The sequence below is a fragment of the Bacteroides graminisolvens DSM 19988 = JCM 15093 genome (assembly GCF_000428125.1).
GTDB lineage: Bacteria > Bacteroidota > Bacteroidia > Bacteroidales > Bacteroidaceae > Bacteroides > Bacteroides graminisolvens.
On sequence record NZ_ATZI01000019.1, the window covers coordinates 20,639 to 46,671 of the forward strand.

The 26,033-nt window shown below is 38.9% G+C and carries 21 protein-coding genes and 2 rRNA genes; 2 read left to right on the forward strand and 21 right to left on the reverse strand.

Annotated elements, in window-relative coordinates; all coding sequences use genetic code 11:
• The first annotated feature begins 73 nt into the window (after positions 1-73).
• Positions 74-2,566, forward strand: a complete 2,493-nt coding sequence (locus C511_RS0111120) for a glycoside hydrolase family 9 protein (protein ID WP_027318151.1) — start codon at positions 74-76, stop codon at positions 2,564-2,566.
• A 124-nt stretch (positions 2,567-2,690) separates the two neighbouring features.
• Here the strand turns inward: C511_RS0111120 and C511_RS0111125 are convergent, their stop codons facing one another.
• The 13 genes from C511_RS0111125 to C511_RS0111185 all read right to left on the reverse strand — a co-directional run bounded on the left by C511_RS0111125 (position 2,691) and on the right by C511_RS0111185 (position 16,056).
• Entirely contained in the window at positions 2,691-3,704 is a 1,014-nt protein-coding gene (locus C511_RS0111125; protein ID WP_024997237.1) for a threonine aldolase family protein, read from the reverse strand.
• 56 nt (positions 3,705-3,760) lie between these two features.
• On the reverse strand, positions 3,761-3,979 hold the full coding sequence (locus tag C511_RS0111130; protein WP_024997238.1) for a winged helix-turn-helix domain-containing protein: 219 nt from the start codon (positions 3,977-3,979) through the stop codon (positions 3,761-3,763).
• Positions 3,980-4,176: 197 nt separating this feature from the next.
• Positions 4,177-5,814, reverse strand: a complete 1,638-nt coding sequence (gene groL / locus C511_RS0111135) for a chaperonin GroEL (protein WP_024997239.1) — start codon at positions 5,812-5,814, stop codon at positions 4,177-4,179.
• 37 nt (positions 5,815-5,851) lie between these two features.
• On the reverse strand, positions 5,852-6,124 hold the full coding sequence (locus tag C511_RS0111140) for a co-chaperone GroES (protein WP_024997240.1): 273 nt from the start codon (positions 6,122-6,124) through the stop codon (positions 5,852-5,854).
• 216 nt (positions 6,125-6,340) lie between these two features.
• Entirely contained in the window at positions 6,341-7,357 is a 1,017-nt protein-coding gene (locus C511_RS0111145; protein ID WP_024997241.1) for a lysylphosphatidylglycerol synthase transmembrane domain-containing protein, read from the reverse strand.
• Positions 7,344-8,537, reverse strand: a complete 1,194-nt coding sequence (locus C511_RS16735) for a glycosyltransferase (RefSeq protein WP_024997242.1) — start codon at positions 8,535-8,537, stop codon at positions 7,344-7,346. Before C511_RS16735 ends, C511_RS0111145 begins: the two co-directional genes overlap by 14 nt.
• Positions 8,538-8,623: 86 nt before the next feature.
• Entirely contained in the window at positions 8,624-10,018 is a 1,395-nt protein-coding gene (gene hisS, locus C511_RS0111155; RefSeq protein ID WP_024997243.1) for a histidine--tRNA ligase, read from the reverse strand.
• A 130-nt stretch (positions 10,019-10,148) separates the two neighbouring features.
• Positions 10,149-10,835, reverse strand: coding sequence for a zinc metallopeptidase (locus tag C511_RS0111160; RefSeq protein WP_034782291.1), 687 nt, complete (start codon positions 10,833-10,835; stop codon positions 10,149-10,151).
• A gap of 118 nt (positions 10,836-10,953) precedes the next feature.
• A complete protein-coding gene (locus C511_RS0111165; RefSeq protein ID WP_024997244.1) occupies positions 10,954-12,225 on the reverse strand; it encodes an adenylosuccinate synthase in 1,272 nt (423 codons plus the stop codon).
• Positions 12,222-12,707: a Fur family transcriptional regulator gene (locus C511_RS0111170; RefSeq protein ID WP_024997245.1), complete on the reverse strand. Its 486-nt coding sequence runs from the start codon at positions 12,705-12,707 to the stop codon at positions 12,222-12,224. Before C511_RS0111170 ends, C511_RS0111165 begins: the two co-directional genes overlap by 4 nt.
• 73 nt (positions 12,708-12,780) lie before the next feature.
• On the reverse strand, positions 12,781-13,446 hold the full coding sequence (locus C511_RS0111175; protein ID WP_024997246.1) for a DNA alkylation repair protein: 666 nt from the start codon (positions 13,444-13,446) through the stop codon (positions 12,781-12,783).
• 4 nt (positions 13,447-13,450) lie between these two features.
• Positions 13,451-15,496 carry a dipeptidyl-peptidase 3 family protein gene (locus C511_RS0111180; protein ID WP_024997247.1) on the reverse strand — a complete coding sequence of 682 codons (2,046 nt, stop codon included), beginning with the start codon at positions 15,494-15,496 and terminating at the stop codon, positions 13,451-13,453.
• Between the two features lie 95 nt (positions 15,497-15,591).
• A complete protein-coding gene (locus C511_RS0111185) occupies positions 15,592-16,056 on the reverse strand; it encodes a helix-turn-helix domain-containing protein (RefSeq protein WP_024997248.1) in 465 nt (154 codons plus the stop codon).
• Positions 16,057-16,331: 275 nt separating this feature from the next.
• On the opposite strand from C511_RS0111185, the gene recQ reads away from it, so the two are divergent.
• Positions 16,332-18,137: a DNA helicase RecQ gene (recQ, locus tag C511_RS0111190; protein WP_024997249.1), complete on the forward strand. Its 1,806-nt coding sequence runs from the start codon at positions 16,332-16,334 to the stop codon at positions 18,135-18,137.
• A 3-nt stretch (positions 18,138-18,140) separates the two neighbouring features.
• Here recQ and C511_RS0111195 read toward each other — a convergent pair whose 3' ends face one another.
• From C511_RS0111195 to C511_RS0111230, 8 genes are all read right to left on the reverse strand, one after another.
• Complete coding sequence (locus C511_RS0111195; protein ID WP_081698307.1) at positions 18,141-18,986, reverse strand: tetratricopeptide repeat protein; 846 nt, start codon at positions 18,984-18,986, stop codon at positions 18,141-18,143.
• A 167-nt stretch (positions 18,987-19,153) separates the two neighbouring features.
• Positions 19,154-20,227, reverse strand: a complete 1,074-nt coding sequence (leuB, locus tag C511_RS0111200) for a 3-isopropylmalate dehydrogenase (protein WP_024997251.1) — start codon at positions 20,225-20,227, stop codon at positions 19,154-19,156.
• 31 nt (positions 20,228-20,258) lie between these two features.
• On the reverse strand, positions 20,259-21,788 hold the full coding sequence (locus tag C511_RS0111205) for an alpha-isopropylmalate synthase regulatory domain-containing protein (protein ID WP_024997252.1): 1,530 nt from the start codon (positions 21,786-21,788) through the stop codon (positions 20,259-20,261).
• Complete coding sequence (leuD, locus tag C511_RS0111210) at positions 21,773-22,357, reverse strand: 3-isopropylmalate dehydratase small subunit (protein ID WP_027318154.1); 585 nt, start codon at positions 22,355-22,357, stop codon at positions 21,773-21,775. Before leuD ends, C511_RS0111205 begins: the two co-directional genes overlap by 16 nt.
• Positions 22,358-22,388: 31 nt before the next feature.
• Positions 22,389-23,783: a 3-isopropylmalate dehydratase large subunit gene (gene leuC, locus C511_RS0111215; RefSeq protein ID WP_024997253.1), complete on the reverse strand. Its 1,395-nt coding sequence runs from the start codon at positions 23,781-23,783 to the stop codon at positions 22,389-22,391.
• A 46-nt stretch (positions 23,784-23,829) separates the two neighbouring features.
• A complete protein-coding gene (locus tag C511_RS0111220) occupies positions 23,830-25,329 on the reverse strand; it encodes a 2-isopropylmalate synthase (RefSeq protein ID WP_024997254.1) in 1,500 nt (499 codons plus the stop codon).
• Positions 25,330-25,758: 429 nt separating this feature from the next.
• A 5S ribosomal RNA gene (rrf, locus tag C511_RS0111225) occupies positions 25,759-25,869 on the reverse strand.
• Positions 25,870-25,940: 71 nt separating this feature from the next.
• Positions 25,941-26,033: ribosomal RNA gene (locus C511_RS0111230) — 23S ribosomal RNA — on the reverse strand; the annotation flags it as partial.

Sequence of the window (26,033 nt, forward strand, 5' to 3'; positions counted from 1 at the left end):
TATCAATACTGAATTTAATACGCTTTATTTGCATACAACTTAACACAAGTTGAACCTTAAACATTACGCAATTATGAAGAGTAAAGGTTGGCTATTTGCCATTTCACTCTCTGTTATGTCGTTAAACGTATGCGCAGAGCAGTGGATAAGAATTAACCAACTCGGCTACTTGCCTCAATCCAGAAAAGTTGCAGTCTTTATGAGTGAAGAGAAAATTGAAATTAAAGAGTATGCTTTAATTGATGCATTCACCGGAAAAGTTGCAAGAACATTTGCCACCCCCCTGGCAAAAGGGAAAAACGGAAAGATGGAGAGCACGTACCGATTGGATTTCAGCGACTTTAATCAAACCGGAACCTATTATCTGAAAGCAGGGACAACTCAATCTCCCCGCTTCAGTATAGATCCGGGCGTTTACAATGGAACTGCCGATTTTTTGCTGAACTATATGCGTCAGCAAAGATGCGGCTATAATCCGTTTCTAAAAGACAGTTGTCATGTACATGACGGCTACATTGTTCATCACCCAACGAAGACCGGTCAACACATTGATGTACGCGGGGGTTGGCATGATGCAACCGACTATCTGCAATACACCACCACTTCTGCAAACGCTATTTATCAAATGATGTTTGCGTACCAACAAAACCCCGAGGCATTTGCCGATGCATATAATGAAGCGGGACTAAAAGGGAGCAACGGTATACCGGATATTGTAGACGAAATCAGGTGGGGGCTCGACTGGTTAAACAGAATGAATCCTGAAAAGGGGGAATTTTATAATCAGATTGCCGACGATAGAGATCATACCGGCATGCGTTTACCCAACAAAGACTTGGTTGATTACGGTTATGGCCCGGGAAAAGGACGTCCTGTGTACTATTGCAGCGGAGAGAAACAAGTTCGGGGTAAATTCACCAACGCAACGACCGGTATTGCAAGCACAACCGGGAAGTTTGCCTCTTGTTTTGCGTTAGGAGCAACCATCATGCGGAAGTATGACCCTGCCTTTGCCGATGCATTGGCAATCAAAGCTCACGACGCATATCAAAGTGGAATGGAAAAGCCGGGCGCCTGCCAAACGGCTTCCGTGCTATCTCCTTATATTTACGAAGAAGACAACTGGACGGACGACATGGAACTGGCTGCTGCCGAGTTGTTCCTGACTACAAAACACAATCAATTTCTGGAACAGGCCATTGAGTACGGAAGAAAAGAGCCTGTTACGCCGTGGATGGGTGCAGACAGTGCCAAGCATTACCAATGGTATCCTTTTATGAATATGGGACATTACCGATTGGCGAGCACAGCAAACCAACGTGTAAGCAACGAATTTATCAGGAACATGCGCTCGGGCATACAGCGAGTGTACGAAAAAGCCAAAGAAGATCCTTTCCTGTTTGGCATTCCCGGCGTATGGTGTTCCAATAACCTGACCGCCGCCATGCTTACTCAGTGCCGGTTGTACAGGGAGGTAACAGGTGATTTAACCTATGAGGAGATGGAAGCCTCCCTGCGCGACTGGCTGTTTGGCTGTAATCCGTGGGGCACAAGTATGATAGCCGACCTGCCTCTTTGGGGTGATTACCCCAGCCAACCGCACTCGTCGTACTATACCGCCCGGTTAGGAAACACGTCGGGAGGACTGGTTGACGGTCCGGTGTACGCAACTATATTCAAAGGTTTAAGAGGGGTGCATTTGGATGGCGGAGAATCATACGAACGCTTCCAGCCCGAGAGCTTGGTTTACCACGATGACACGCACGACTATTCAACCAATGAACCCACGATGGACGGTACTGCTTCGTTAACCTATTACTTGTCGGCCTTGCAGAAAGACGGAATTAAGAGCGGTCATACATTAAGCAATAAGAATACGTTCATCAACGGAGGAATCATTCGTACGGATACAACCAGCAAACAAATCACATTGATCTTTACCGCAGACGACAAAGCAGACGGAGCGGCAGATATCAGAGAGATTCTTCGCAAAGAGAAAATAAAAGGAAGTTTCTTCTTCACCGGACGGTTTTACAGAACATTTCCGGAGGTTGTCTCTCTTTTAAGAAACGACGGTCACTATCTAGGCGCTCACAGCAACGCACACCCTCTTTATTGCTCTTGGGAAAAAAGAGACTCCACCTTAATCAGCAGGGAGGAGTTTGAAAAGGACTTATTGGCTAACTACGAATTAATGAATCAGGCAGGCATTGCATACACGGACGCTCCTTATTTTGTTCCTCCTTACGAACACTATAATGCAGAAATTGCGTCGTGGGCCAAGAGTATGGGTATACAACTGATTAACTTCACACCGGGCAGCGGAACAAATGCCGACTATACCACCCCGGAAATGAAGAACTACAAAAGCAGTGAAACCATCTATAAACAAGTGCTATCCAAAGAAAAAGAAAAGGGACTGAACGGTTACATCATACTGATTCATTTAGGAACCGATGACAAACGTACCGACAAGTTCTATAAAAACGGCATGAGGAAAATGATTTCGAAGCTAAGAAAAGAAGGGTATGTTTTTACCGGACTAGCAGAAGCTTTAAACAGATAATGTTTGTTCACCAAGATACTAGTCTGTATTTATTCCCCCAAAAATACAGATAATAGAAGAGGTTCGGGCTTGTGAAAGTCCGAACCTCATTGCATTTACCTTTATTATATAGCGTACGAGGAAGTTATTGATGCAGCAGACTGATAAAGTTATCAATATCCTCGTCCGTCGTATCAAAAGAAGTAACCAGTCGGATTTCATTGTTCGCTTCATTCCAGAAATAGAAATAATAGCTTTGCAATAACCGGTCAATCGTTGCACGAGGCATGGTCAGAAACAGCTGGTTGCTTTCAACCTTTTGTGTAAAGCACACACCCGGGTATTGCTTCAATGCATCGCACAACCGCTGAGCCATTGCATTGGCATGCTCTGCGTTCTTCAACCACAGGTGGTCCGTTAAGTAAGCCGTAAACTGACAGGATAAATAGCGCATTTTCGATGCCAGCTGAGCCGATTGCTTACGAACGAACGCAGCACTAGCTTTTAGCTCTTCGTTGAAGATCACAACGCACTCACCCATCATCAAGCCATTTTTGGTACCACCGAAACTCAGTACATCAATGCCGCAGTCGGCTGTGATTTCCTTTAGCGAAGTCTTTAAATAAGCACATGCATTGGCAATGCGGGCACCATCCATGTGAACATACATTCCATGTTCATGGGCAAGAGACGTAAGCGCCTTCAATTCGACGGGCGTATATACAGTACCTAACTCAGTACACTGAGACAAGTAAATAGCACCGGGTTGCGAATGATGCTGATCGCCAAAACCATGCAAATAAGGACGTATTAATTCGGGGGTAAGCTTACCGTCGGGTGTGAGCACCGGACGAATTTGTGCGCCTGTGTTTTTTACCGGTGACCCGCATTCATCAACATAAATATGCGCCGTTTCGGCACATATAATGGAGTGAAACGGTCTAACCATAAGCTGTAAAGCAACAATATTGCTACCCGTACCGTTAAAAACAAACAGGGATTCACACGCTGGTGTGAATGATTCTTTTAGCATGGCAACCGCCTCATCGGTCCACTTGTCACTACCGTATCCCAACGCATGGTCCTCATTGGCACGTTGCAAAGCATCCATCACTAAAGGATGCACTCCCGAATTATTATCAGATGCGAAACTTCTCATACTCTTTCTTTAAATTTAGTGCAAAGAAAGAGATTTGTTCTCAGAAAAGGAAAACTTTAACCGATATATACGTTAACACATAAGTAAACACATACGTCTTCGCCCTCTTCTTTGAATTCGATCTTATTCTCACGGGCCAACCAACCAATTGCAGCTCCCAGTTCTTTATCACTTAAACCTGATTTTTCTTGTAAGGCAGCACAACTCCAACACGTGTTATCACTGAGCAGTTTCCAGATTTTGCCTGCATTATGACCAATATCATTCTTATTCATTTCCGAGATTATTATTAGGTTAAACATGTAGTTAGTTAATTCTCGCACTGTAAAAATAACAATAATAGATCAGAAATGTTATTACAATAAAGCTAAAAAAGCATTTCAATAGAAAAGATTAACAGTATAACACATTTCATTAAAAAAGCCGCTCCCTGAAATCAAGGAGCGGCTTTTATTAAATATGGTCGGGAAGATTACATCATACCGCCCATGCCTCCCATACCGGGAGCACCCATAGGCATATCTGCTTTATCTTCTTTCTTTTCAACAATGACACATTCGGTAGTTAAGAACATTCCTGCAATTGAAGCCGCATTTTCCAAAGCAACACGAGTCACTTTCGCTGGATCAACAACACCGGCAGCATACATATTTTCATAAACATCTGTACGAGCATTGTAACCGAAATCACCTTTGCCTTCGCGTACTTTCTGTACCACTACAGCACCTTCTTTACCTGCATTGGCCACAATCTGACGAAGAGGTTCTTCGATGGCACGCTTAATAATTTCAACTCCGGTTGTTTCGTCGGCGTTGTCACCTTTAAGACCTTCCAAAGCATCAATAGCACGGATGTAAGTTACACCACCACCAGGAACAATACCTTCTTCAATAGCTGCACGAGTAGCACACAGAGCATCGTCAACACGGTCTTTCTTCTCTTTCATTTCAACCTCAGAAGCAGCTCCTACATAAAGTACCGCTACACCGCCCGACAATTTAGCCAAACGTTCTTGCAGTTTTTCTTTATCATAATCAGAAGTTGTTGTTTTGATCTGAGCTTTGATTTGGTTGATACGTGTTTCGATATTTTCTTTAGCTCCTGCACCGTTTACAATAGTGGTATTGTCTTTAGAAACAGTGATCTTATCACAAGTTCCCAACATTTCAAGCGTTGCTTGTTCAAGCTTCAACCCTTTTTCTTCGCTAATTACCAATCCGCCGGTAAGCACTGCAATGTCTTCAAGCATTTCTTTTCTGCGATCACCAAATCCGGGAGCTTTCACTGCACAGATTTTCAATTGAGAGCGCAAACGGTTAACTACCAATGTAGTAAGAGCTTCGCTGTCAACATCTTCAGCAATGATCAAAAGCGGACGGCCAGTTTGTACTGCCGGTTCCAAGATAGGAAGCATGTCTTTCAAGTTAGAGATCTTCTTGTCGTATATAAGAATATACGGTTTCTCCATTTCACACTCCATTTTCTCTGTATTAGTAACAAAGTAAGCAGACAAATAACCGCGATCGAACTGCATACCTTCTACTACACCAATTGTAGTATCAGTACCTTTAGCTTCTTCAATCGTGATAACACCGTCTTTTGATACCTTACGCATAGCATCGGCAATGAGCTTTCCAATAGTAGGATCATTGTTGGCCGATACAGTTGCTACTTGCTCTATCTTATCATAATTGTCACCAACCTTTTCTGATTGAGATTTGATAGATTCAACCACTTTAGCTACAGCCTTGTCGATACCGCGTTTCAAGTCCATTGGGTTTGCACCGGCAGTAACGTTCTTCAAGCCTTCGGCTACAATTGACTGAGCAAGTACTGTTGCCGTTGTTGTTCCGTCGCCGGCATCGTCACCGGTTTTTGAAGCAACTTCTTTCACCAACTGAGCACCTGTATTTTGGAATGCGTCAGATAATTCAATTTCTTTGGCTACTGTAACACCATCTTTGGTAATGTGTGGTGCACCAAACTTTTTCTCAATGATAACGTTACGTCCCTTAGGACCTAAAGTTACTTTTACTGCGTTTGCTAGTTCATCAACTCCTTTTTTCAAGTGATCACGAGCTTCCAGATTGAATAATATTTCTTTTGCCATAATATCTTTATACTTTTATAATTTACATTTCTGATGATTAACCCAAAACCGCGAGTACATCGCTTTGACGCATAATGAGGTATTTTGTGCCATCAACTTCAAGTTCTGTTCCGGCGTATTTACCATAAAGAACAGTGTTACCTTCTTTTAAGACCATTTCTTCATCTTTTGTACCGTGACCTACCGCCACTACTTCACCTTTCAAAGGTTTCTCTTTTGCTGTATCAGGAATAATGATACCACCAATTGTTTTTTCTTCTGCAGGTGCAGGAAGTATAAGCACTCTGTCTGCTAATGGTTTAATGTTCATAGTTGTACCTTTTTATATTAAAATTAAAACTACTATTATTTTATAATTTCTGCCGTGTGAGACAGACAAAACATATTAAGCGAAAACTATGCCAGAGGCGAATGTCAGTCCGTTTTGGGGTATTAAACTGACAATTTGACGGTATGATGGTAGGAAACAATTTGTTTCGCACGAAGAAACTCAGAGTTTGCAACGATGAAACTATTGGAACTTGACTTACTCCTCTTTATCTTTGCTTTTGGTAATCCAAGACGGAATAACTAAAAATCCCAGCAAAAGATACAAATAGTAAGTGATGATTCTCCATACAAAAGCCACAATCAGGGCAACTCCCGCAATAGGAAAGAAACTTTCATAGTATTCTTTAAACATGTATTCGCTCACGCCGCTTCCGCCGGGAGTGGGCGCAACGGTCATCACAATCCAGAGTATCAATTGACGGGCAAACGCAAGCAGATGTCCGTTTTGCTCACTAAAGGCAAACAAAAGAGCATTGACCACCGCAAACCGGCAAATCCATGCCAAACAAGTACTGCCCATTGCTTTGAACCAAAAGCACATTGATTGATTGCTCAATTCGCCTGAACTTAAAGCTAAGTCAGTGGCAAACACTTCTATTTTGTCTTTCCACCTGCGCAAAACAGGCAGTTTAGCAATAAGCTGCAAGAGGGACTTCACGTAATTAGGACGTTTAAATAGGGCCACGAACAGAACGACTGTCCACAAAAGAACCACGGAATAAGTGGCAATAAAAAGTAATTTAATGCTCGACGAGAACAAGTTGGACGCTCCAAAAAGCTCGTCGGCCGAGAAGAAAAGAAAGATTAGCGGACAGAGAAGAACTAAAAAAAGCTCGTCGAGGAACAAACAGGCAACCATTATGGCCGAAGCCCGCCCCATTTCAACACCTTCTTTTTTCAGGAAGAGAACAATCAAACTACTTCCGCCAACGGAAGAAGGGGTAATCGCAGAGGTGAACTCACAAAGTACATTCACATTAAAAACCTGCCGCCACGAAAGGGCGTAAGCGCTCATCTGCCTGAATCTTAACATCAAGCCCGCATCCCGCATCAGGATGAGTATAACCGCCAGCACAACACCTGCAATCATTTTGGCATCGACCGTCAGTCCCCTGAAAAGTGAAGAATCATACTCTTTATAAAAGATTCCAAAAAAAACGGCCATACCTATAACTACAGGTAGTCCGATTGAATATCTACTAAACCCTTTCATACATCACTCCACCGGTAAAACAACGTGGTGAGTTGTAGCGACTCTTGTGAATCAACCTCTGGTATCTGTCGTACACTTCGTCGGCAATGTCTTCCCAAGAACGTACGATGGTGGAAGAAGCGCGTAAGCCTACATCGCCAACCAACTTCGGATTCATCATCAGTTCCTGCAAGCGGTCGGCAAAGAAGTCAACAGAATGATCGCTTAAAAATCCGTTATAGTTATCCACAATCTCATCGGCACAAGTAGCACCTCGCAACAACAACGAAGGGGTGTGCAGGCCCGCTGCCTCACGAACAACCAGCGGTGCATTGTCATACAATGACGGAAAGAGGAAAAGATCGGCAGCGGTGTAGTAGCTTTTCAGCACATTTCTGTCGGCCACATTTCCCAGAAAATGAATCTTATGCGACAGGTTACGCTCTGCCACCCTATCTACCATCTCTTGATAGGCATAACCCGAACCCACAAAAAACATCTGAAAAGGAAGATCACGAATCAAGGCCAAAGAGTCGAGAATGAAACCTATATTTTTCTCCCAAATGTGCTGCCCAACAAATAGAAACATCGATTCTCCTTCACGAATACCCAACCGGCGGCGCGTTTCTATTCTTAATAGAGCCGACGAAGCATCCAACGTCAAGTCACTTCCATTGTTAACCACTTCAACCTTTCCTTTATAACCGTATTCGCGCAAGGTTTCTTCTACGGAGGCTTGTGGTATCCAGACCTCATCGGCCATCTCATAAAATCGCACAATTTTCTTTATCAGTAAATCGACCAGGTATTTATTGGAAATGATACGCTCTATATCCGTACGATATTTGGAGTGAAAGGTGGCAATCAACGGTATATTTTGTGAACGAGCTACTTGTACAGCCAGTTTACCCGAAGAAAAAGGGCAGTGTGCATGAGCCAACTCAAAAGAGAGACGAGACAATTTGAGCTGAAAGGGCCAGTCAATGCCCGGGAAGCCCAAACGATAGGGCTTCCGCATAGGAATTGGTGCTGATGAATATCTAAACACAGGATAGCCTGTACAATCTTCCGCCTCTGGATTTTTGGGAGTAACAACACATACATTCTGAGTTTTCTTGTGCAACCAAAATGCATAGTTCTGCATGGTTAAAGATACCCCGTCCATGATCGGGGGAAAGCAATCATTAAATAATCCTATCATCCTTTTCTTTGTTTAGCGCAAAGAAATACAAACGATATTACAATGCGTTTAAGAAACGATGACAGGAATAGAAAATATCACATGCTTCAAGGACGAATGGCAGCAATTAGCTCGTCCGAGCCAAGAAGGGTCTGCTCGCCTGATAACATATTCTTCAATAAGACTTTGTTTTCTTTCATCTCATTCTCGCCAACAATGGCAACGAAAGGTATGTTCTTGGCGTTTGCATACGTCATCTGCTTTTTCATTTTTGCAGAATCAGGATACATTTCGGCACGGATACCGGCAGCACGTACTTTAGTTAATACGGATAAAGAGTAATCGGCCTCATCTTCGCCAAAGTTAACAAACAGCAATTCGGTGCCGTTCACTGCTTCCTTTGGATAAAGTTCTAATTGATTGAGTACATCAAAAATACGATCGGCTCCAAATGAAATACCCACTCCGGATACGCCGGGCATACCAAATACACCTGTCAGATTGTCATAACGACCTCCTCCGGTAATACTTCCAATCTGCACATCCAGCGCTTTCACTTCAAAGATGGCACCGGTGTAATAGTTCAATCCGCGAGCCAGGGTTAAATCCAACTCTATCTGATTGGTCTTATCATCGAAAAGATCGGGCATTTCTGTTTTACGCAACGAGGCAAACTTCTTCAGAATGAACTCACATTCTTCTACTCCTTTTAAGCCTGTTTCACTTGAAGCTAAAACTTGTTTCAACGTTTCAAGCTTCTCAGAGTTGCTTCCCTGCAACAAAATAATAGGCTGCAACTTGTCAATGGCTTCTGCGCTGATGCCTTTCTCTGCCAATTCTTTATTCACATTCTCCAGACCAATTTTGTCCAGCTTGTCAATTGCAACGGTAATGTCTACAATCTTATCGGCTTCATTGATAATCTCGGCAATACCGGTTAGGATCTTTCGGTTGTTTATCTTAATACAAACCCGAATTCCGAAACGGGTGAATACTTCATCTACAATTTGCATAAGCTCCACCTCGTTAAGAAGCGAGTCACTTCCTACCACATCGGCATCGCACTGGTAAAATTCACGATAACGCCCTTTCTGAGGACGGTCGGCACGCCATACCGGCTGAATTTGGTATCTCTTAAAAGGAAAGGATATTTCGTCACGATGCATCACTACGTAACGGGCAAAAGGAACGGTTAAGTCATATCGCAGCCCTTTCTCACAAAACTTGCTTGCCAGCTTTGCAGCATCTCTGCTCAACAGTTCTTCATCTGTCAAGCCCGAGAAGTAATCTCCTGAGTTTTGTATCTTAAAAAGGAGTTTATCACCCTCATCACCATACTTCCCCATTAATGTAGAAAGCATTTCCATGGAAGGAGTTTCAATCTGTTGGAAACCATAAAGATGATAAACGTCGCGAATAGTATTAAATATATAGTTTCTTTTTGCCATTTCTACTGGCGAAAAATCACGTGTTCCTTTGGGTATTCCCGGTTTAGCTGCCATAACTTAAACTATTTATTTTTTAATTGAATGGCAAAGTTACACGAAATTAATGAGTTAAGCAGAGTGAATTATAAAAAAAAAACGCACACCCGGAATTTCCTGATGTGCGTTTCGTATTTTAAAACAAGATTTAATCCCGTCTACCCATATAAATCATAATATAATAAATTAATGTCGCCAAAGAACCAAGCGCTGCAACAACATAAGTATAAGCTGCTGATTTCAGAGCGTCTTCCGCTTGCGCGTGGTTATAAGAATTGGTAATGCCCGCACTACTTAACCATACCAACGCACGCTTACTTGCATCAATTTCTACAGGAAGCGTAATAAAGCTGAATAGAGTTGTCATAGCAAACAAGATAATACCACCTAGCAATAATTGGGGGAAATAATTTAATAGAAGGATTCCTCCAAGTATGAGCCAGCTAACCCATTGAGAAGCGAATGTAACAACGGGGACCAGTTTGCTACGCATAGTTAACGGTGCATAAGCCCGTGCATGTTGCACTGCATGACCACATTCATGTGCGGCAACTGCTGCTGCCATAACACTGTTGCTGGCATATACTCCTTCACTTAAGTTAACTGTCTTATTGGCAGGGTTATAATGGTCGGTCAACATACCTTGGGTACTAGTAACCTGCACATCATAGATGCCATTATCTTGCAGCATTTTAATGGCTACATCACGTCCCGTCATTCCAGAGGGCAAAGCCATCTTGGAATACTTTTTAAACTTGCTTTTAAGGTTCAACTGAACCAAATAGCTCACTAAAGCAATTCCAATAAATATAATCCACGAACTTGATATCATCATATCTTTATTTCTTTTTAGTTACTACAAAAAGAAGAAGCAAATAGTTTGCCAAAACTATATAAAAAAACAAGAGACTGTACGCAGCCTCTTGTTTTTTTAATGAGAATTAGTATTTTACTTATTCTTCAGTATATCGTTCAATGGTTTGTTCTCTGTCAGGACCAACTGAAACAATCTTAATTTCAACGCCGAGCTGCTCTTCCAGAAATGATAAATATGCATTGAATTCTTCAGGGAATTCGTCTTCGCTCTGCATTTTCGTCATATCGGTTTGCCAACCGGGAATATCTACATAAACCGGTTCCACTTTCTCATTAATGTCGTATGGGAAATAATCAATCTCCTCACCATTCACGTTGTAGGCAACGCAGGCTCTGATTGTTTCAAATCCGTCGAGCACATCGCTTTTCATCATAATTAGTTTGGTAACTCCATTAATCATAATGGAATATTTTAAAGCAACCAAATCAATCCATCCACAACGACGCTTACGTCCGGTTACTGATCCGAATTCGTGCCCTAAAGTACAAATTTCATCTCCTGTCTTATCAAATAATTCAGTCGGGAAAGGACCGGAACCAACGCGCGTGCAATAGGCTTTAAAGATACCATATACTTCACCGATCTTATTAGGAGCAACTCCCAGACCTGTACAAGCACCCGCGCAAACCGTATTTGAGGAAGTAACAAAAGGATAAGAACCAAAATCAATATCCAACATGGTTCCTTGTGCTCCTTCGCACAATATACTTTTGCCTTGAATCAGTAAATTGTTGATTTCGTGTTCGCTATCCACAAACTTAAATTGCTTCAGATATTCAATTCCTTCGAGCCAGGCTTGTTCCAACTCGGTGAGGTCATATTTATAATTTAAGCTTTCTAAGGTTCGTTCGTGTTTAGCTTTCGCTGATTCATATTTTTGTTTAAAGTCACATAAAATGTCTCCTACGCGAACGCCATTACGACTAACCTTGTCGGTGTAAGTAGGGCCTATACCTTTTCCGGTAGTTCCAACTTTAGCATCACCTTTAGCAGCCTCATAAGCCTGATCAAGAATACGATGTGTGGGCAATATTAAATGTGCTTTTTTAGAAATGTGCAATCTGTCTTTTAAATTATGACCGGAAGCTTCCAAAGCTTCTGCTTCTGCTTTGAATAAAGCAGGATCAAGCACAACTCCATTGCCTATGATATTGACTTTATCACCTTGAAAAATTCCGGAAGGGATTGAACGGAGCACGTATTTCTGGCCTTCGAACTCAAGCGTGTGACCGGCATTCGGACCACCCTGAAAACGCGCTACTACATCATACTTGGGAGTTAAGACATCTACAACCTTCCCTTTTCCTTCGTCACCCCACTGCAAACCTAATAGAACATCTACTTTCATTTCTCTTTCTTATTATTACTTGTTTTTTTTCTTTTATTACGCCTGTCACAATTGGCACAAAGACCATATATATATAAGGAATAATGTGACAGGTGGAAACGGTTCATTTTAGTACTCTCAATCGCATTTTGAAGCGTATCGTTTTTCATTTCTGAAACTTTTCCACACTGAGTACATATCAAATGATGATGTGTTTCACGATTATAAGACTTTTCATATTGCGAAGAGGTACCGAACTGATGCTTAATGACTAAGCGAGCATTTATCAAAAGTATAATCGTATTATACAGTGTAGCTCTGCTAACACGGAAATTCTCTTGATTCATCATTTGTGAATACAAAGAATCAATATCAAAATGTCCATCTATGGAATAAATGGTTTCTAGAATTGCATAACGTTCGGGGGTCTTACGATGTCCGTTCGCATTCAGATATTCGGTAAATATCTGCTTTACAGTATCCTTTACATTTTGATTCTCCATATAATAGACACAAACTTAATGCCAACAAAGTTAATTGTTTTTTTATAGAAAGTAAGTTATAAAAAGAAGTTTTTTAGAAAGTCGATGCCACATCTCTTACTAATGTATAAAGATACTGTTCCCTTTCATCCTTTGAAATTTCAAGCTCTTCAACTAAACGGCAAACCTGGAAACATTGTTCTTCACTATGTTCCATAAACTTTCTGATTGCCAGTCCGGCAGCGTTACGCACATTGTAGCTGCCGGCAAGGACGGCCGTCATCGCCTGGTCTAACAATTCATTTGCAGCAGAATCATCCATAGTTCCTTTCTTCATAAGTAAACGAGCAATAGTTAAGTAACCGCATATCTGCGTAAATTCATCCTCACTCGCAATCCAGTTCATAGATTTAGCAGGAGCATAGGGTAAATGCTGAAATAAGTTCATGCATGTGTGCTCGGCTATTTCAATATTATTAATATCATCAATCCAGATGTCTGCAATTTCAGGGAAGAAAGTATCGACCGGTTGTAATAAGCCGGCAAGGATTTTACACTCCCGAATATTTTCTTTCCATAAAGCTTGCGCTAGTTCGTGATTTTTGGTATAGTTTGAAGCTATAGATTTCAAACGAGGAAGTTCCACACCAAAGTTCAATTTATAACTCAAACCTTTTTCACGCATGCTTGCAGACGCAACTCCGTTCATTGATAAACGGAGTTGTGTCTTTATATTTTTCAGTTCTTCTGCTAATTCCATGTATTTATTCATTTATCGCCGGCAAAGTAGAATAATCTCTGCTGTAGCGCAACATTTGTTCTGTATATCCTTCATTATAAGAGACCTGCACATCCTTTATTTTACCTTCTTTATCATATACGGGTAAATACTCCGGATTTACGAATCCTTTATAAGGTGCTAAGTTTAACGCTTTATACCTTTTAAGAACCTCATTATGAAGTACTGGGTCAACTTTAACAGCATAATTTTCAACCAACACTCTGGCCGCTTCAAAGTCGCCGGTAGATTTTATCCTCTGTATTTCTTTAAGTAATGCCCCAAAAAGATCACGCAACTTAGTATAGTCGTTGATTACAACATACGTCTTACCACTCTTGTTTACCAATTCAACAACTTTATTCGAAGCCCCTTTATCAAACACCCAACGTGCTATTAATTGCCTATTTCTCATATGAGACTCTTCAATATCTTTTCCGGGCACTATCCGTACCAATTGAGTCATCAAACCATTCATTAAGTAAGTATAGTATTCGGCCTTATATGCTTCTTCATCAGGAAGTAAACCGAGCTCAACCAATTTTTTATCAGCCATGTAATAAAGGCCAAACAGATCGGCACGGGCCTCTTCTATTGTTGAACCATAGGCTTTCAGCGCATCAGGATCCACCCCTGGCAATAATTTACCAGACCCATGTCCTAAACATTCATGCAAATCAGTATGCAGATTACCCGTCATATCGCCATACTTATCAATCAACTCCTTCTCCAAATTACTGAAAACAAACTCTTCATTAAAACCATTGCCGTGAGCAGCCTTATTATAAGCATCTGTAATATTACCTATAGTAACAGATTTGGAACCATGGTGATTTCTAATCCAGTTAGAATTAGGCAAATTAATGCCAATCGCAGTCGACGGATATAAATCACCCGCTAAAATGGCAGCTGTGATAACCTTAGCTGTTACTCCTTTTACTTCCTTCTTCTTATATTCTTGATTTACAGGAGAGTGATCTTCAAACCACTGTGCATTATTGCTGATAAGCTCTGTCCTACGGGTAGCCTCCAAATCTTTGAAATTAACAAGAGACTCCCAACTTGCTTTCATACCAAGAGGATCACCGTAAGTTTCAGTAAAACCGTTAACAAAATCAATGCGTGATTTTAAATCTTTAACCCATAATATGGCATACTCATCAAAAGTCTTTAAATCGCCCGATTGATAAAACTCTATTAGTTTTGAGATGACTGCACTTTGCTCCTCATTCTCAGCTACAGATTTTGCTTTATCCAACCAGAATATGATTTTTTCAATAGCTTCATGATACAAACCACCCAACTTCCAGACTTTTTCAGTTATTACACCGTTATTCTTAACCAAACGACTATTCAAGCCATAAGCTACAGGATACTCGTCTTTTGGATCTTTCATCTTTGCATAAAATTCTTCCGCTTCCGTCTGGGTAACTCCTTCATAGTAGTTACATGCCGATGTTAAAATGAGGTCTTCTCCATCTGACTGATTTACACGTTTCGACATTACATTTGGATCAAATATAATAGGGCGCAGCATAGCATATAAATCTTCTGCAGTTTGTCCGATAGCTAAAGGCAGTTTGTCGGGTTCCAAACTCAACATCTCCTTTTTCAAGAAGTCTTCAGAAAATTCAGGGGAAAACTTTTCTGAACCATAATGATGATGTATTCCATTAGAGAACCAAACTCTTTTCAGATAAACTTCCATGTTCTTAAAGTTCTTATCTGACTTATCACCTTTATAATTCACATATATGGCCTCAAGCGTTTTACGAATAGTCAGATTATACTTTCCATTTTGGTCAAAAAGTATATCTCGCCCTTGAAGTGCAGCTTGAGTAAGATAATACACCAACTCTTTTTGTTTCAACGATAATTTTTCAAAGCCAGGTACATCGTACCTCAATATTTGTAAATCAGCAAATTGTTCCACAGTATATTCTATTTTATCAGCTTCACTAATAGTACTCTTTGAACCGCCACAAGAAGCCAACATTGCGACAGCTGCCACAGAGATCAGATAATTCTTCATTTCCAAAATTAAACTAGGGTTATTAAACACGAAAAAGGAAATATCTCAAATTTATTGAGATAATTCCTTTTCATTAAGTTTTTTAGGATCCGCTTCTATTTATTCTTTTCCATAAATTTTCTACGGTAACCATTAGGCGTTTCACCTACATTCTTGTAGAATGCAGCATAAAAAGACTGACGATTTGCGAAGCCAACCAACGCACTGATTTCTTCTACGTTTTTATCAGCATATCTTTTATCAGTCAGTAGATGCATAGCATCTTTTACTCTATACTCGTTAAGCAAACAAGAATAGTTCATGCCAAAACGAGAATTTACAACCGCCGAAAGATAACGAGTGTTTGTCTGCAATTCTTTTGCTAAATCCTTTGCAGAGAAATCCGGATCTTTATACTTTTTCTGTACTACCACGATATTCAATATCTTGTCGTACAATTCATCTGCCAATTCAGGTCTGATCAAAGATCTGTAAGCAGCTTTTTTTTCTTTTTTCTCCCTTAAGTTATAAGGGCGCTTTTTAGGAGATTGCTCCTGTTTTTTGTTTTCTAAATCACTCATTGAATTAACTGGTTAGGTTTGTTTCTAAATAATACATTATCTAATGCATCTATTTGCTGTCACAAATTTCATACAATTATTTTAAATACACAACTTTATCGTATATATTTTTTCTAAAAAAAAGGTCAAAAACCTTGATTTATATCTTTATTCGATAAATAATAATACAAATTAACTTTTACCATTAAAATTTCACAGTCTGAAGAATATCAGGAACCATTTCTGATTATCAGGGAATAAACGTAACTTTGGCACATAAAACATACAAATTATACATGAACTCTATTTTAAAGACATATTTCGGATATGACAACTTCCGTCCGCTACAAAAAGAAATTATTCAAAACATCGTTTCGAAAAAGGATGTTCTTGTTCTTATGCCTACAGGCGGCGGAAAATCGATATGCTATCAAATACCGGCATTAATGATGAATGGAACTGCCGTTGTGGTATCTCCACTTATCTCTTTAATGAAAGACCAGGTCAGAGCCTTACAAGCCAATGGAATAAAAGCAGGTGCATTAAATAGCAGTAACAATGAAACCGAAAACATCCAAATCCGAAGAGCATGTATTACCGGAGAATTAAAACTCTTATATATATCACCCGAAAGGTTAATTTATGAATTAGACTCATTATTAAGAGACATACAAATTTCTCTTTTTGCAATAGATGAAGCTCACTGTATATCACAATGGGGACATGACTTTCGCCCTGAATACACTCAATTAGATCTTTTAAAAAAGAATTATCCCAATATACCTATAATAGCGCTTACAGCGACAGCTGATAAAATAACTCAAGAAGACATTACGCGACAATTGAATTTAAATCATCCGAAAATATTTATTTCATCTTTTGATCGACCTAACCTTAGTTTAACAGTTAAAAGAGGATATCAGCAAAAAGAAAAAAATAAGTGCATCCTAGAATTTATTAATGAACACCCAAAAGAAAGTGGCATTATTTATTGCATGAGTAGGAGTAAAACTGAATCTGTTGCACAATTATTAATCAAACAAGGTCTTAACTGCGGAGTATACCACGCCGGACTATCTGCTGAACAGCGAAACAAAGCGCAAGAAGACTTTATAACAGATAAAACGCAGATAATCTGTGCAACAATTGCCTTTGGTATGGGAATAGATAAATCTAACGTCAGGTGGATAATACATTATAATATGCCTAAAAGCATAGAGAGCTTTTACCAGGAAATTGGTAGAGCCGGAAGAGACGGACTTCCCGGAGACACATTGTTATTTTACGCATTGGGTGATCTTATTTTGCTAAGCAAATTTGCAAATGAGAGTGGACAACAACAGATTAATCAGGAGAAGCTTGTACGAATGCAACAATATGCAGAATCTGACATTTGTCGCAGAAGAATTTTACTAAGTTATTTTGGAGAAACAACACAGAAAGATTGTGGGAATTGTGATGTTTGCAAAAATCGCCCTGAAAAATTCGATGGAACTATCATAGTACAAAAAGCATTAAGTGCCATCATACGAACAGACCAAAAAATAAGAATTAAAACTTTAGTTGATATTTTGAGAGGAAACTACACTACAGAAATCGTTGAGAACAAATATAATGAGCTAAAAACATTCGCTGCAGGAAGAGATGTGCCTGCAAGAGATTGGCAAGATTATCTACTTCAAATGTTACATTTAGGATATTATGAAATAGCATATAATCAAAACAATGTATTAAAGATAACACAGAGTGGATGCAATGTGGTATATGGGAAAGAAAAGGCAAGCTTAATAGTGATTAACAATCGTAGCAACGAACATACAGCAAAAAGGAAAAAAGAAGTAATAAATAAAAAAGAAATTAGCTATGACAGAGAGACAGAAGACTCATCTTTATTCGAGACTTTACGGGCATTACGCAGAAAATTAGCTGACCAACAAGCCATACCTCCCTATATCGTTGTTTCAGACAAAGTTCTCAATAATATCTGCCAAATAAAACCTACTACATTAGAATCATTTGGAGCTATTAACGGAATTGGAGAATACAAAAAGGAAAGATACGGAAATGATTTTATTAATGCCATTAAACAGTTTATGAAATAAGTCCTATTTACATTCTTTGATTAAATCCTGTAAATCAGAGGCTGATATTCCTAATGATATAGCTTTATCAAAGCTTAATTTTGCCAAATATTTCTTCTTCTGAGATAAAAAGATTTGCCCTCGGAGCAAATAGGCTTCACTAGCAGAATCATTTAGCCGTAAAGCTTCATCAAGATCAATTAATGCCATATCTTTTTTATCCAAATCACATTCGATATCTGCACGAGCTATATACAAAGTTGCATCTTTAGGGTTTTCTGTTATCATCATCGTTATACCTTCTAAAGCCTCATTGAGTTTGCCATCTTTCTGATTCAACGTGATAAGGCCTAAACGAGCAGTATAATTTGTAGGCTCTATCTTTAATAATTTCTCATAATCAGCACGACCAGCTTTAAAGTCCTTGCGTTGAGTATAAATGTAAGCTCTCATTAATAATGCCTCAATGTTATCTTTATCAACATCTAAGACCTGACAATAATCTAGGTAAGCATTATCATTTTGCCCTATATTCATGTAAGCAGAACCTCTATTAAGCAGAATTGGTACTGCTATTGGCGCAAAATTCAATGCATATGAATATGATTCTACAGCCTCTGCATGCTTGTTCATTTTTTGTTGAACCATGCCTAAATTAGAAAACAAAAGTGCATTATGAGCATTTGTTGGATCTAATTTAAGAGCTTGACGAAAATAGTTTTCAGCCTGCTCCAAACTATCTTTTTCAAAACAGCTCACTCCTTTTTCAGATAAATCATAATACGATTGTCCATTAGCATTTAGTATGCCGACAATAGTCAAAATACAGAAAGAGAGTCCATATTTAATGGAATATGCAGAAAGTTCCATCAACGGAGTATTACCTATAAGATCTAAAATTTGTTTGGCTATTTTTGGCATATCACATCTTTTTATGACAAAGATATAGAAATAAAACCGATATAATAAAAACGCAGGAAAAAACATTAAATGTTTAATCCTGCGTTTAACAAACCTAAAGTTAATTCAGAAAACAGTTATGCTTTATTAATAAAATCAACAATCCAATTGCCCACTTCCGATGTAGAAAAAGATTTTTCACCATCAATCTGAATATCAGCAGTTCTAACATTCGCATTCATTGATGCATCAACAGCCCCTCTAATTAAGGATGCTTCATCTTTCAAATTAAAAGCATATTCAAACATCATAGCTGCAGACAAAACAGTAGCAAGAGGATTTGCAATATTTTGCCCCGCTGCTTGTGGCCATGAACCATGTATGGGTTCAAATACAGAAGTGTAAGTACCTATTGAGGCTGAAGGTAGTAATCCCATTGAGCCTGTTATAACAGAACCTTCGTCAGTTAGAATATCGCCAAACATATTCTCAGTAACAATAACATCAAAAGAAGTGGGCCATTGAATCATCCTCATAGCAGCATTATCTACAAACATAAATTCAGTTTCAACCTCTGGAAACTTAGGTGCTATTTCTTTAGAAACTTCACGCCATAAACGAGAAGTAGCTAAAACATTCGCTTTATCAACAATAGTTAACTTTTTACGCCTTTTCATAGCATATTCATATGCCAGAGTCACAATTCGGACAACCTCATCACGACTATATACACAAGTATCATATGCCACGTTACCATCTTCCGACCGACCTTGAGGACGGCCAAAATAAAGTCCTCCCGTTAATTCACGAATACACATAAAATCTGCACCTTTTACTAAATCTGCACGTAATGGTGATTTATGAATTAAAGTTTCAAAAGTTACTACCGGACGAATGTTTGCATATAATCCTAATTTCTTACGCATAGCTAAGAGCCCCTGCTCAGGACGAACCTTAGCCGATGGATCATTATCAAACCTAGGGTGACCTACTGCACCAAAGAGTACAGCATCACTTCTCATGCATAATTCATGAGTTTCGTCTGGATAAGGATTTCCTACTTTATCAATAGCATCAGCTCCACAAATTCCATACTCGAAGCTTAAGTTATGCTTAAATTTATCACATATTGCTTTCGTTACATCCAAAGCCACACTTATAATTTCAGGACCAATTCCATCACCTGGCAAAACCGCTATATTCAGTTTCATAATTATTAAAATATTTTAGTAGTTTCTATTATTAATATTCTTCTATAATATTGAGCATTTTAATTGTAGCTTTAATAGCAGCTTCCGTTTGATCTGCATCAAGCCCACGTGTACGGAATACCTTGTCATTGTAATTCCATGTTATGACAGTTTGCACAAACGCATCTGTTCTTCCTCCTGGTGGAATGCTTACTGCATAATTCAGTAACATTGGGAATTTACGCCCCAAAGTAATTTTATAAATCTTTCGCAATGCTCTCACAAAGGCATCATATTGACCATCTCCAGAAGAACTTTCTTCATAAGTCTTACCTTCAATTTCAATACTCAAGCTTGCCATTGGTTTCAATCCATGAGCCAAGGTCACAAAATAGGTTTTAAGTTTTACTTTGTTACTAGCCCCTTCATGTTTCAGTACATCAGAGATAATATAAGGCAAATCCTCTTTGGTAACCAACTCCTTTTTATCTCCTAGTTCAATAATTCTTTCAGTCACCTTACGCATAGAGTCTTCATCAAGTTCTAAGCCTAAAGATTCTAAATTCTTTCTTATATTAGCTTTTCCTGAGGTTTTACCTAATGCATATTCTCTTTCACGTCCAAATCGTTCAGGCAATAGGTCATTACAATACAAATTATTCTTATTATCCCCGTCAGCATGTACGCCAGCAACCTGAGTAAAAACATTTTCACCAACAATCGGCTTATTTGCAGGAATAATCACGCCAGAATACGATTCTACAACACGACTAACATCATTCAGTCGGCTCTCGTCAATATTCGTTATCGCATTAAAATGATCTTTTAAAATAGCTTGAACACTTGCCAACGGCGCATTTCCCGCCCTTTCCCCTAAGCCATTAATGGTGGTATGCAGTCCTTTAGCGCCACTTAAAACTGCCGCTAAAACATTGCTTACAGCCAAATCATAATCATTATGGGCGTGAAAATCAAAATGAAGATTAGGATAACGCTTCACCATTTTACGCATAAACTCAATGACCTGAAGAGGATTTAGAACACCCAGCGTATCAGGAAGCATAAATCTCTTTATTGTAGTATGCTGTAAGGCATCGACTAAAGCAAAGACATAATCTGGAGAATCCTTCATTCCATTGCTCCAGTCTTCTAAATAAGCATTCACTTCAATACCTTGTTCTGAAGCATACGCAACCACATCTGATATTTCTTGAATGTGCTCATCTGGACTTTTTTTCAATTGATGGGTACAATGCTTTAAAGAGCCTTTGCAAAGAAGGTTCAACACTCTACATCCAGTATTTTTGATCCAATCCACTGAAGTGTGTCCATCAACAAAACCCAATACTTCTACTTTATGAAGCAAACTTCTACGGGCGGCCCAATCACATATCATCTTAACAGCATCGAATTCACCATCAGAAACTCTTGCTGAAGCAACTTCTACTCTATCAACCTTGAGTTCCTCCAAGAGCAGACGAGCTATCATTAACTTTTCATGAGGTACAAAAGACACTCCGCTAGTTTGTTCACCGTCGCGGAGTGTTGTATCCATGATTTCTATTTTCACTTGTTTTCCCATGCTTCAATCTTATCCTTATTGGACAGCAAGAAGTCTATATCATCTAAGCCATTTTCTAAGCAATGCTTCTTATATGAATTTATTTCAAAGTATTCAAACGAACCAGTCGCTACATTTTTTATAGTCTGATCTGGCAAGTTAACCTCTAATACCGTATTAGGATCTTTATTTATTGAGTCGAATAACTCGGCCAAAAAAGATTCACTTACAACTACTGGCAAAACAAAATTATTCAAAGCATTATTCCTGAATATATCAGCAAAAAAACTTGAAACAACAACACGAAATCCATATCCAGCAATAGCCCATGCTGCATGCTCACGACTTGATCCTGAACCAAAATTCTTTCCTGCTACTAAAATTTTCCCGTTATAAGTGGGATCATTTAAAACAAAAGACTCTATTTTATTGCCTTGCTTGTCATAGCGCCAATCACAAAATAAGTTATCACCAAAACCTTCTTTCGTAGTGGCTTTCAAAAAACGAGCAGGAATAATTTGATCAGTATCCACATTCTCCAAAGGGAGAGGGACACAAGTAGAAGTTAGTATATTAAATTTTTCTTTCATCACAATTATATTTTTGGAAACAGAGATTAAATTATAATAAAGTTCTAGGATCAGTAATTACGCCAGTTACAGCTGCAGCTGCAGCAACTAGCGGACTTGCTAATAATGTTCGAGCACCAGGTCCTTGGCGTCCTTCAAAATTTCTATTTGAAGTAGATACCGCATATTTTCCTGCAGGAACCTTATCATCATTCATAGCCAGACATGCAGAACACCCTGGTTGACGAATAGCAAAGCCTGCCTCTTCAAAGATTTTATCTAATCCCTCCTTACGCATTTGCTTGTCAACTTCCCAAGAACCAGGAACCAACCATGCTATAACATTATCAGCTTTTTTTCTACCTTTTACAATAGACGCAAAATCGCGGAAATCTTCTATACGACCGTTTGTGCATGAGCCAATAAAAACATAGTCAATCTTCTTCCCTATCAAATTCTCTTCAGGTTTCAAGCCCATGTATTCAAGCGATTTAGAAAAAGAAGTTCTCCCTGCTTCTGGTACACTATCAAGCGAAGGAATTTGGTGAGTTATTCCCATACCCATGCCAGGATTGGTACCGTAGGTAATCATTGGTTCAATATCTTCAGCACGATAAGAAACTTCCTTATCAAAAACAGCATCATCAGCACTCTTCAAAGTTTTCCAATAAGCAACAGCATGATCCCATTCTTCACCTTTAGGGGCATACTCTCTATTACGAATATAATCAATAGTAACTTCGTCCGGAGCTATCATTCCTCCACGCGCACCCATTTCAATACTCAAATTACATAAAGTAAGACGCCCTTCCATACTCAAACCAGTAATAGCTTCACCGGCATATTCAACAAAATAGCCTGTAGCACCACCAGTAGTCATTTTTGATATAATATACAATGCAATATCTTTTGCAGTGACACCTTTTGCTAATTTACCATCAACTGAAATACGCATCGTTTTAGGCCTAGACTGCAAAATACATTGAGATGCAAGTACCATTTCAACCTCACTTGTACCAATACCAAAAGCAACAGCCCCTAATGCACCATGCGTAGAAGTATGAGAGTCTCCACACACGATTGTCATTCCAGGCAACGTCAATCCCCTTTCAGGACCAACAACATGAATAATCCCATTTTTGGGACTCATCATTCCAAAATGTTCTAAACCAAAATCAGATGCATTCTTTGCTAGTGTATCGACCTGAGTTCTTGAAATAGGATCTTCAATCGGCTTATCTTGGTCATGAGTAGGAGTATTATGATCAGGCATACAAAACACCTTTTCAGGACGCATAACTTTAATGCCACGAGCACGTAACCCAGAAAATGCTTGTGGACTTGTTACTTCATGACAAAATAATCTATCTATATAAAGCTGAGTGGGACCATCTTCTACCTTCGTAACTAAATGAGCATCCCAAATTTTATCAAATAATGTATTCATCTCTATCTTTTTACTTTAACTAATGATTATCTTACTCTTATTATAACTACTTTGTTACAAATTTATTAATGCAATCTATGTAAGCTTCAACTGATGCTGCAACAATATCTGTATTCGCACCAAAGCCATAATACACATTTCCATCATATTCTACCTGCATATGTACTTTCCCTACATCATCACTGCCTTTACTAATTGCCTGAATCGTAAACTCTTTTAAAATCATTTTACGATCAATAATCTTTTTCAAGGCCTTAATTGCAGCATCAACAGGTCCGTTACCACTGGCAGCACCTTCAAATTTCTCTCCGGCAATATTCAGTCCTACACTTGCAACAGCTCGCACTCCAACCCCACTAGTCACTTGAAGATATTCTAATTTTATACGGTGGTTTACACTGCGATCAGCGCCGGCTAAAACTAAAATATCATCATCATGAATATCCTTCTTACGATCCGCCAATTTTAGAAATTCATCATATACCTTATCTAATTTCTCCTGAGTTAAATCAACTCCTAAAGAAGATAATCGATGCTTTAATGCAGCCCGTCCGCTACGTGCAGTCAATACAATAGAATTATCATCAATACCAACATCACGTGGATTAATTATTTCATAAGTTTGCATATTCTTTAGTACTCCATCTTGATGTATGCCTGATGAATGAGCGAATGCATTTCTACCAACAATTGCTTTATTAGGCTGAACCGGCATGTTCATCAAACTAGAAACCATTCTACTCGTTGGATATATTTTTTGAGTATTTATATTAGTATCAATATTGATTTCATGATGGCTCTTTAAAATCATAGTAATTTCTTCCAATGCAGTATTACCGGCACGCTCACCAATACCATTAATTGTGACTTCCACTTGTCTAGCACCATTAATCACTCCACTTATAGTATTAGCTGTAGCCATACCTAAATCATTATGGCAATGAGTCGAGATAATAGCCTTATCAATTCCATCAACATGATCAACTAAATATTTAATTTTAGCACCGTACTCAGAAGGAAGACAATATCCTGTCGTATCGGGGATATTAACAACTGTTGCCCCTGCCTTAATTACTGCTTCAATCACTTTAGCTAGATACTCATTATCAGTTCTACCAGCATCCTCAGCATAAAATTCCACATCATCAACAAAACGACGAGCATATTTCACTGCAGCAACTGCACGCTCGATAATTTCTTCTCTATTAGAGTTGAACTTATATTTTATATGAGAGTCAGAAGTTCCTATACCTGTATGAATACGTTTCCGCTTTGCATATTTCAAAGCTTCAACAGCTACATCAATATCTTTTTCTACAGCCCTAGTTAGCGCACAAATTGTAGGCCAAGTAACTGCTTTAGAGATTTCAATAACGGAATTAAAATCTCCAGGGCTAGAAACGGGGAAACCCGCTTCAATAACATCGACTCCCAATGCTTCCAAAGCTCTGGCTACCTGAATCTTTTCAACTGTATTTAATTGGCAACCAGGAACCTGTTCTCCATCACGAAGAGTCGTATCAAAAATAAATAATCTATCACTCATATATTTCTATTTTTATTTTCTGTATTATAAAAAAAGCCTTTCACACAAGGAAGTGAGAAAGGCTTTTATATTTCTAATTTAATATATTCACGCATAGCACTCACTTCCACTAAACTTCGCCAGCAGAATAATAATACCACACAGTAGAATATATATAAATGATTGGTTCATTGTTATCTTCATTTCTATTAACGGCACAAAGATAGATATAATTCCGTATATAGCAAATGAAACGTTACTTTTTTATCTAAAAAAACATCATTTCATAAGAGATTAAATCATAAAACAGCTAATATATAACTAAAATAGACGGTTTTAATAATGGAATATATTTCATTATTATAGGCTATCCTGTGTTTCAAATGGATATCTCCGGTAGGCTTTAAACGCAAAAAGTCCCACAGCTTTGAGCTGCAGGACTTCTTCAAAAAACGGCGACTACCTACTCTCCCACTGTTACGCAGTACCATCGGCGTGACAAGGCTTAACTTCTCTGTTCGGAATGGGAAGAGGTGGAACCCTTGTGCTATAGTCACCTTAATAAGATAGACATAATGTACACAAAAAATAAATCAATCAATCAGCTAAACGTATATAAAAACCATACTGACAAGAAGAAAGTGAACGGGCAATTAGTATTGCTCGGCTGTGATATTTCTATCTATACACCTGCAACCTATCAACGTCATCGTCTTTGACGACCC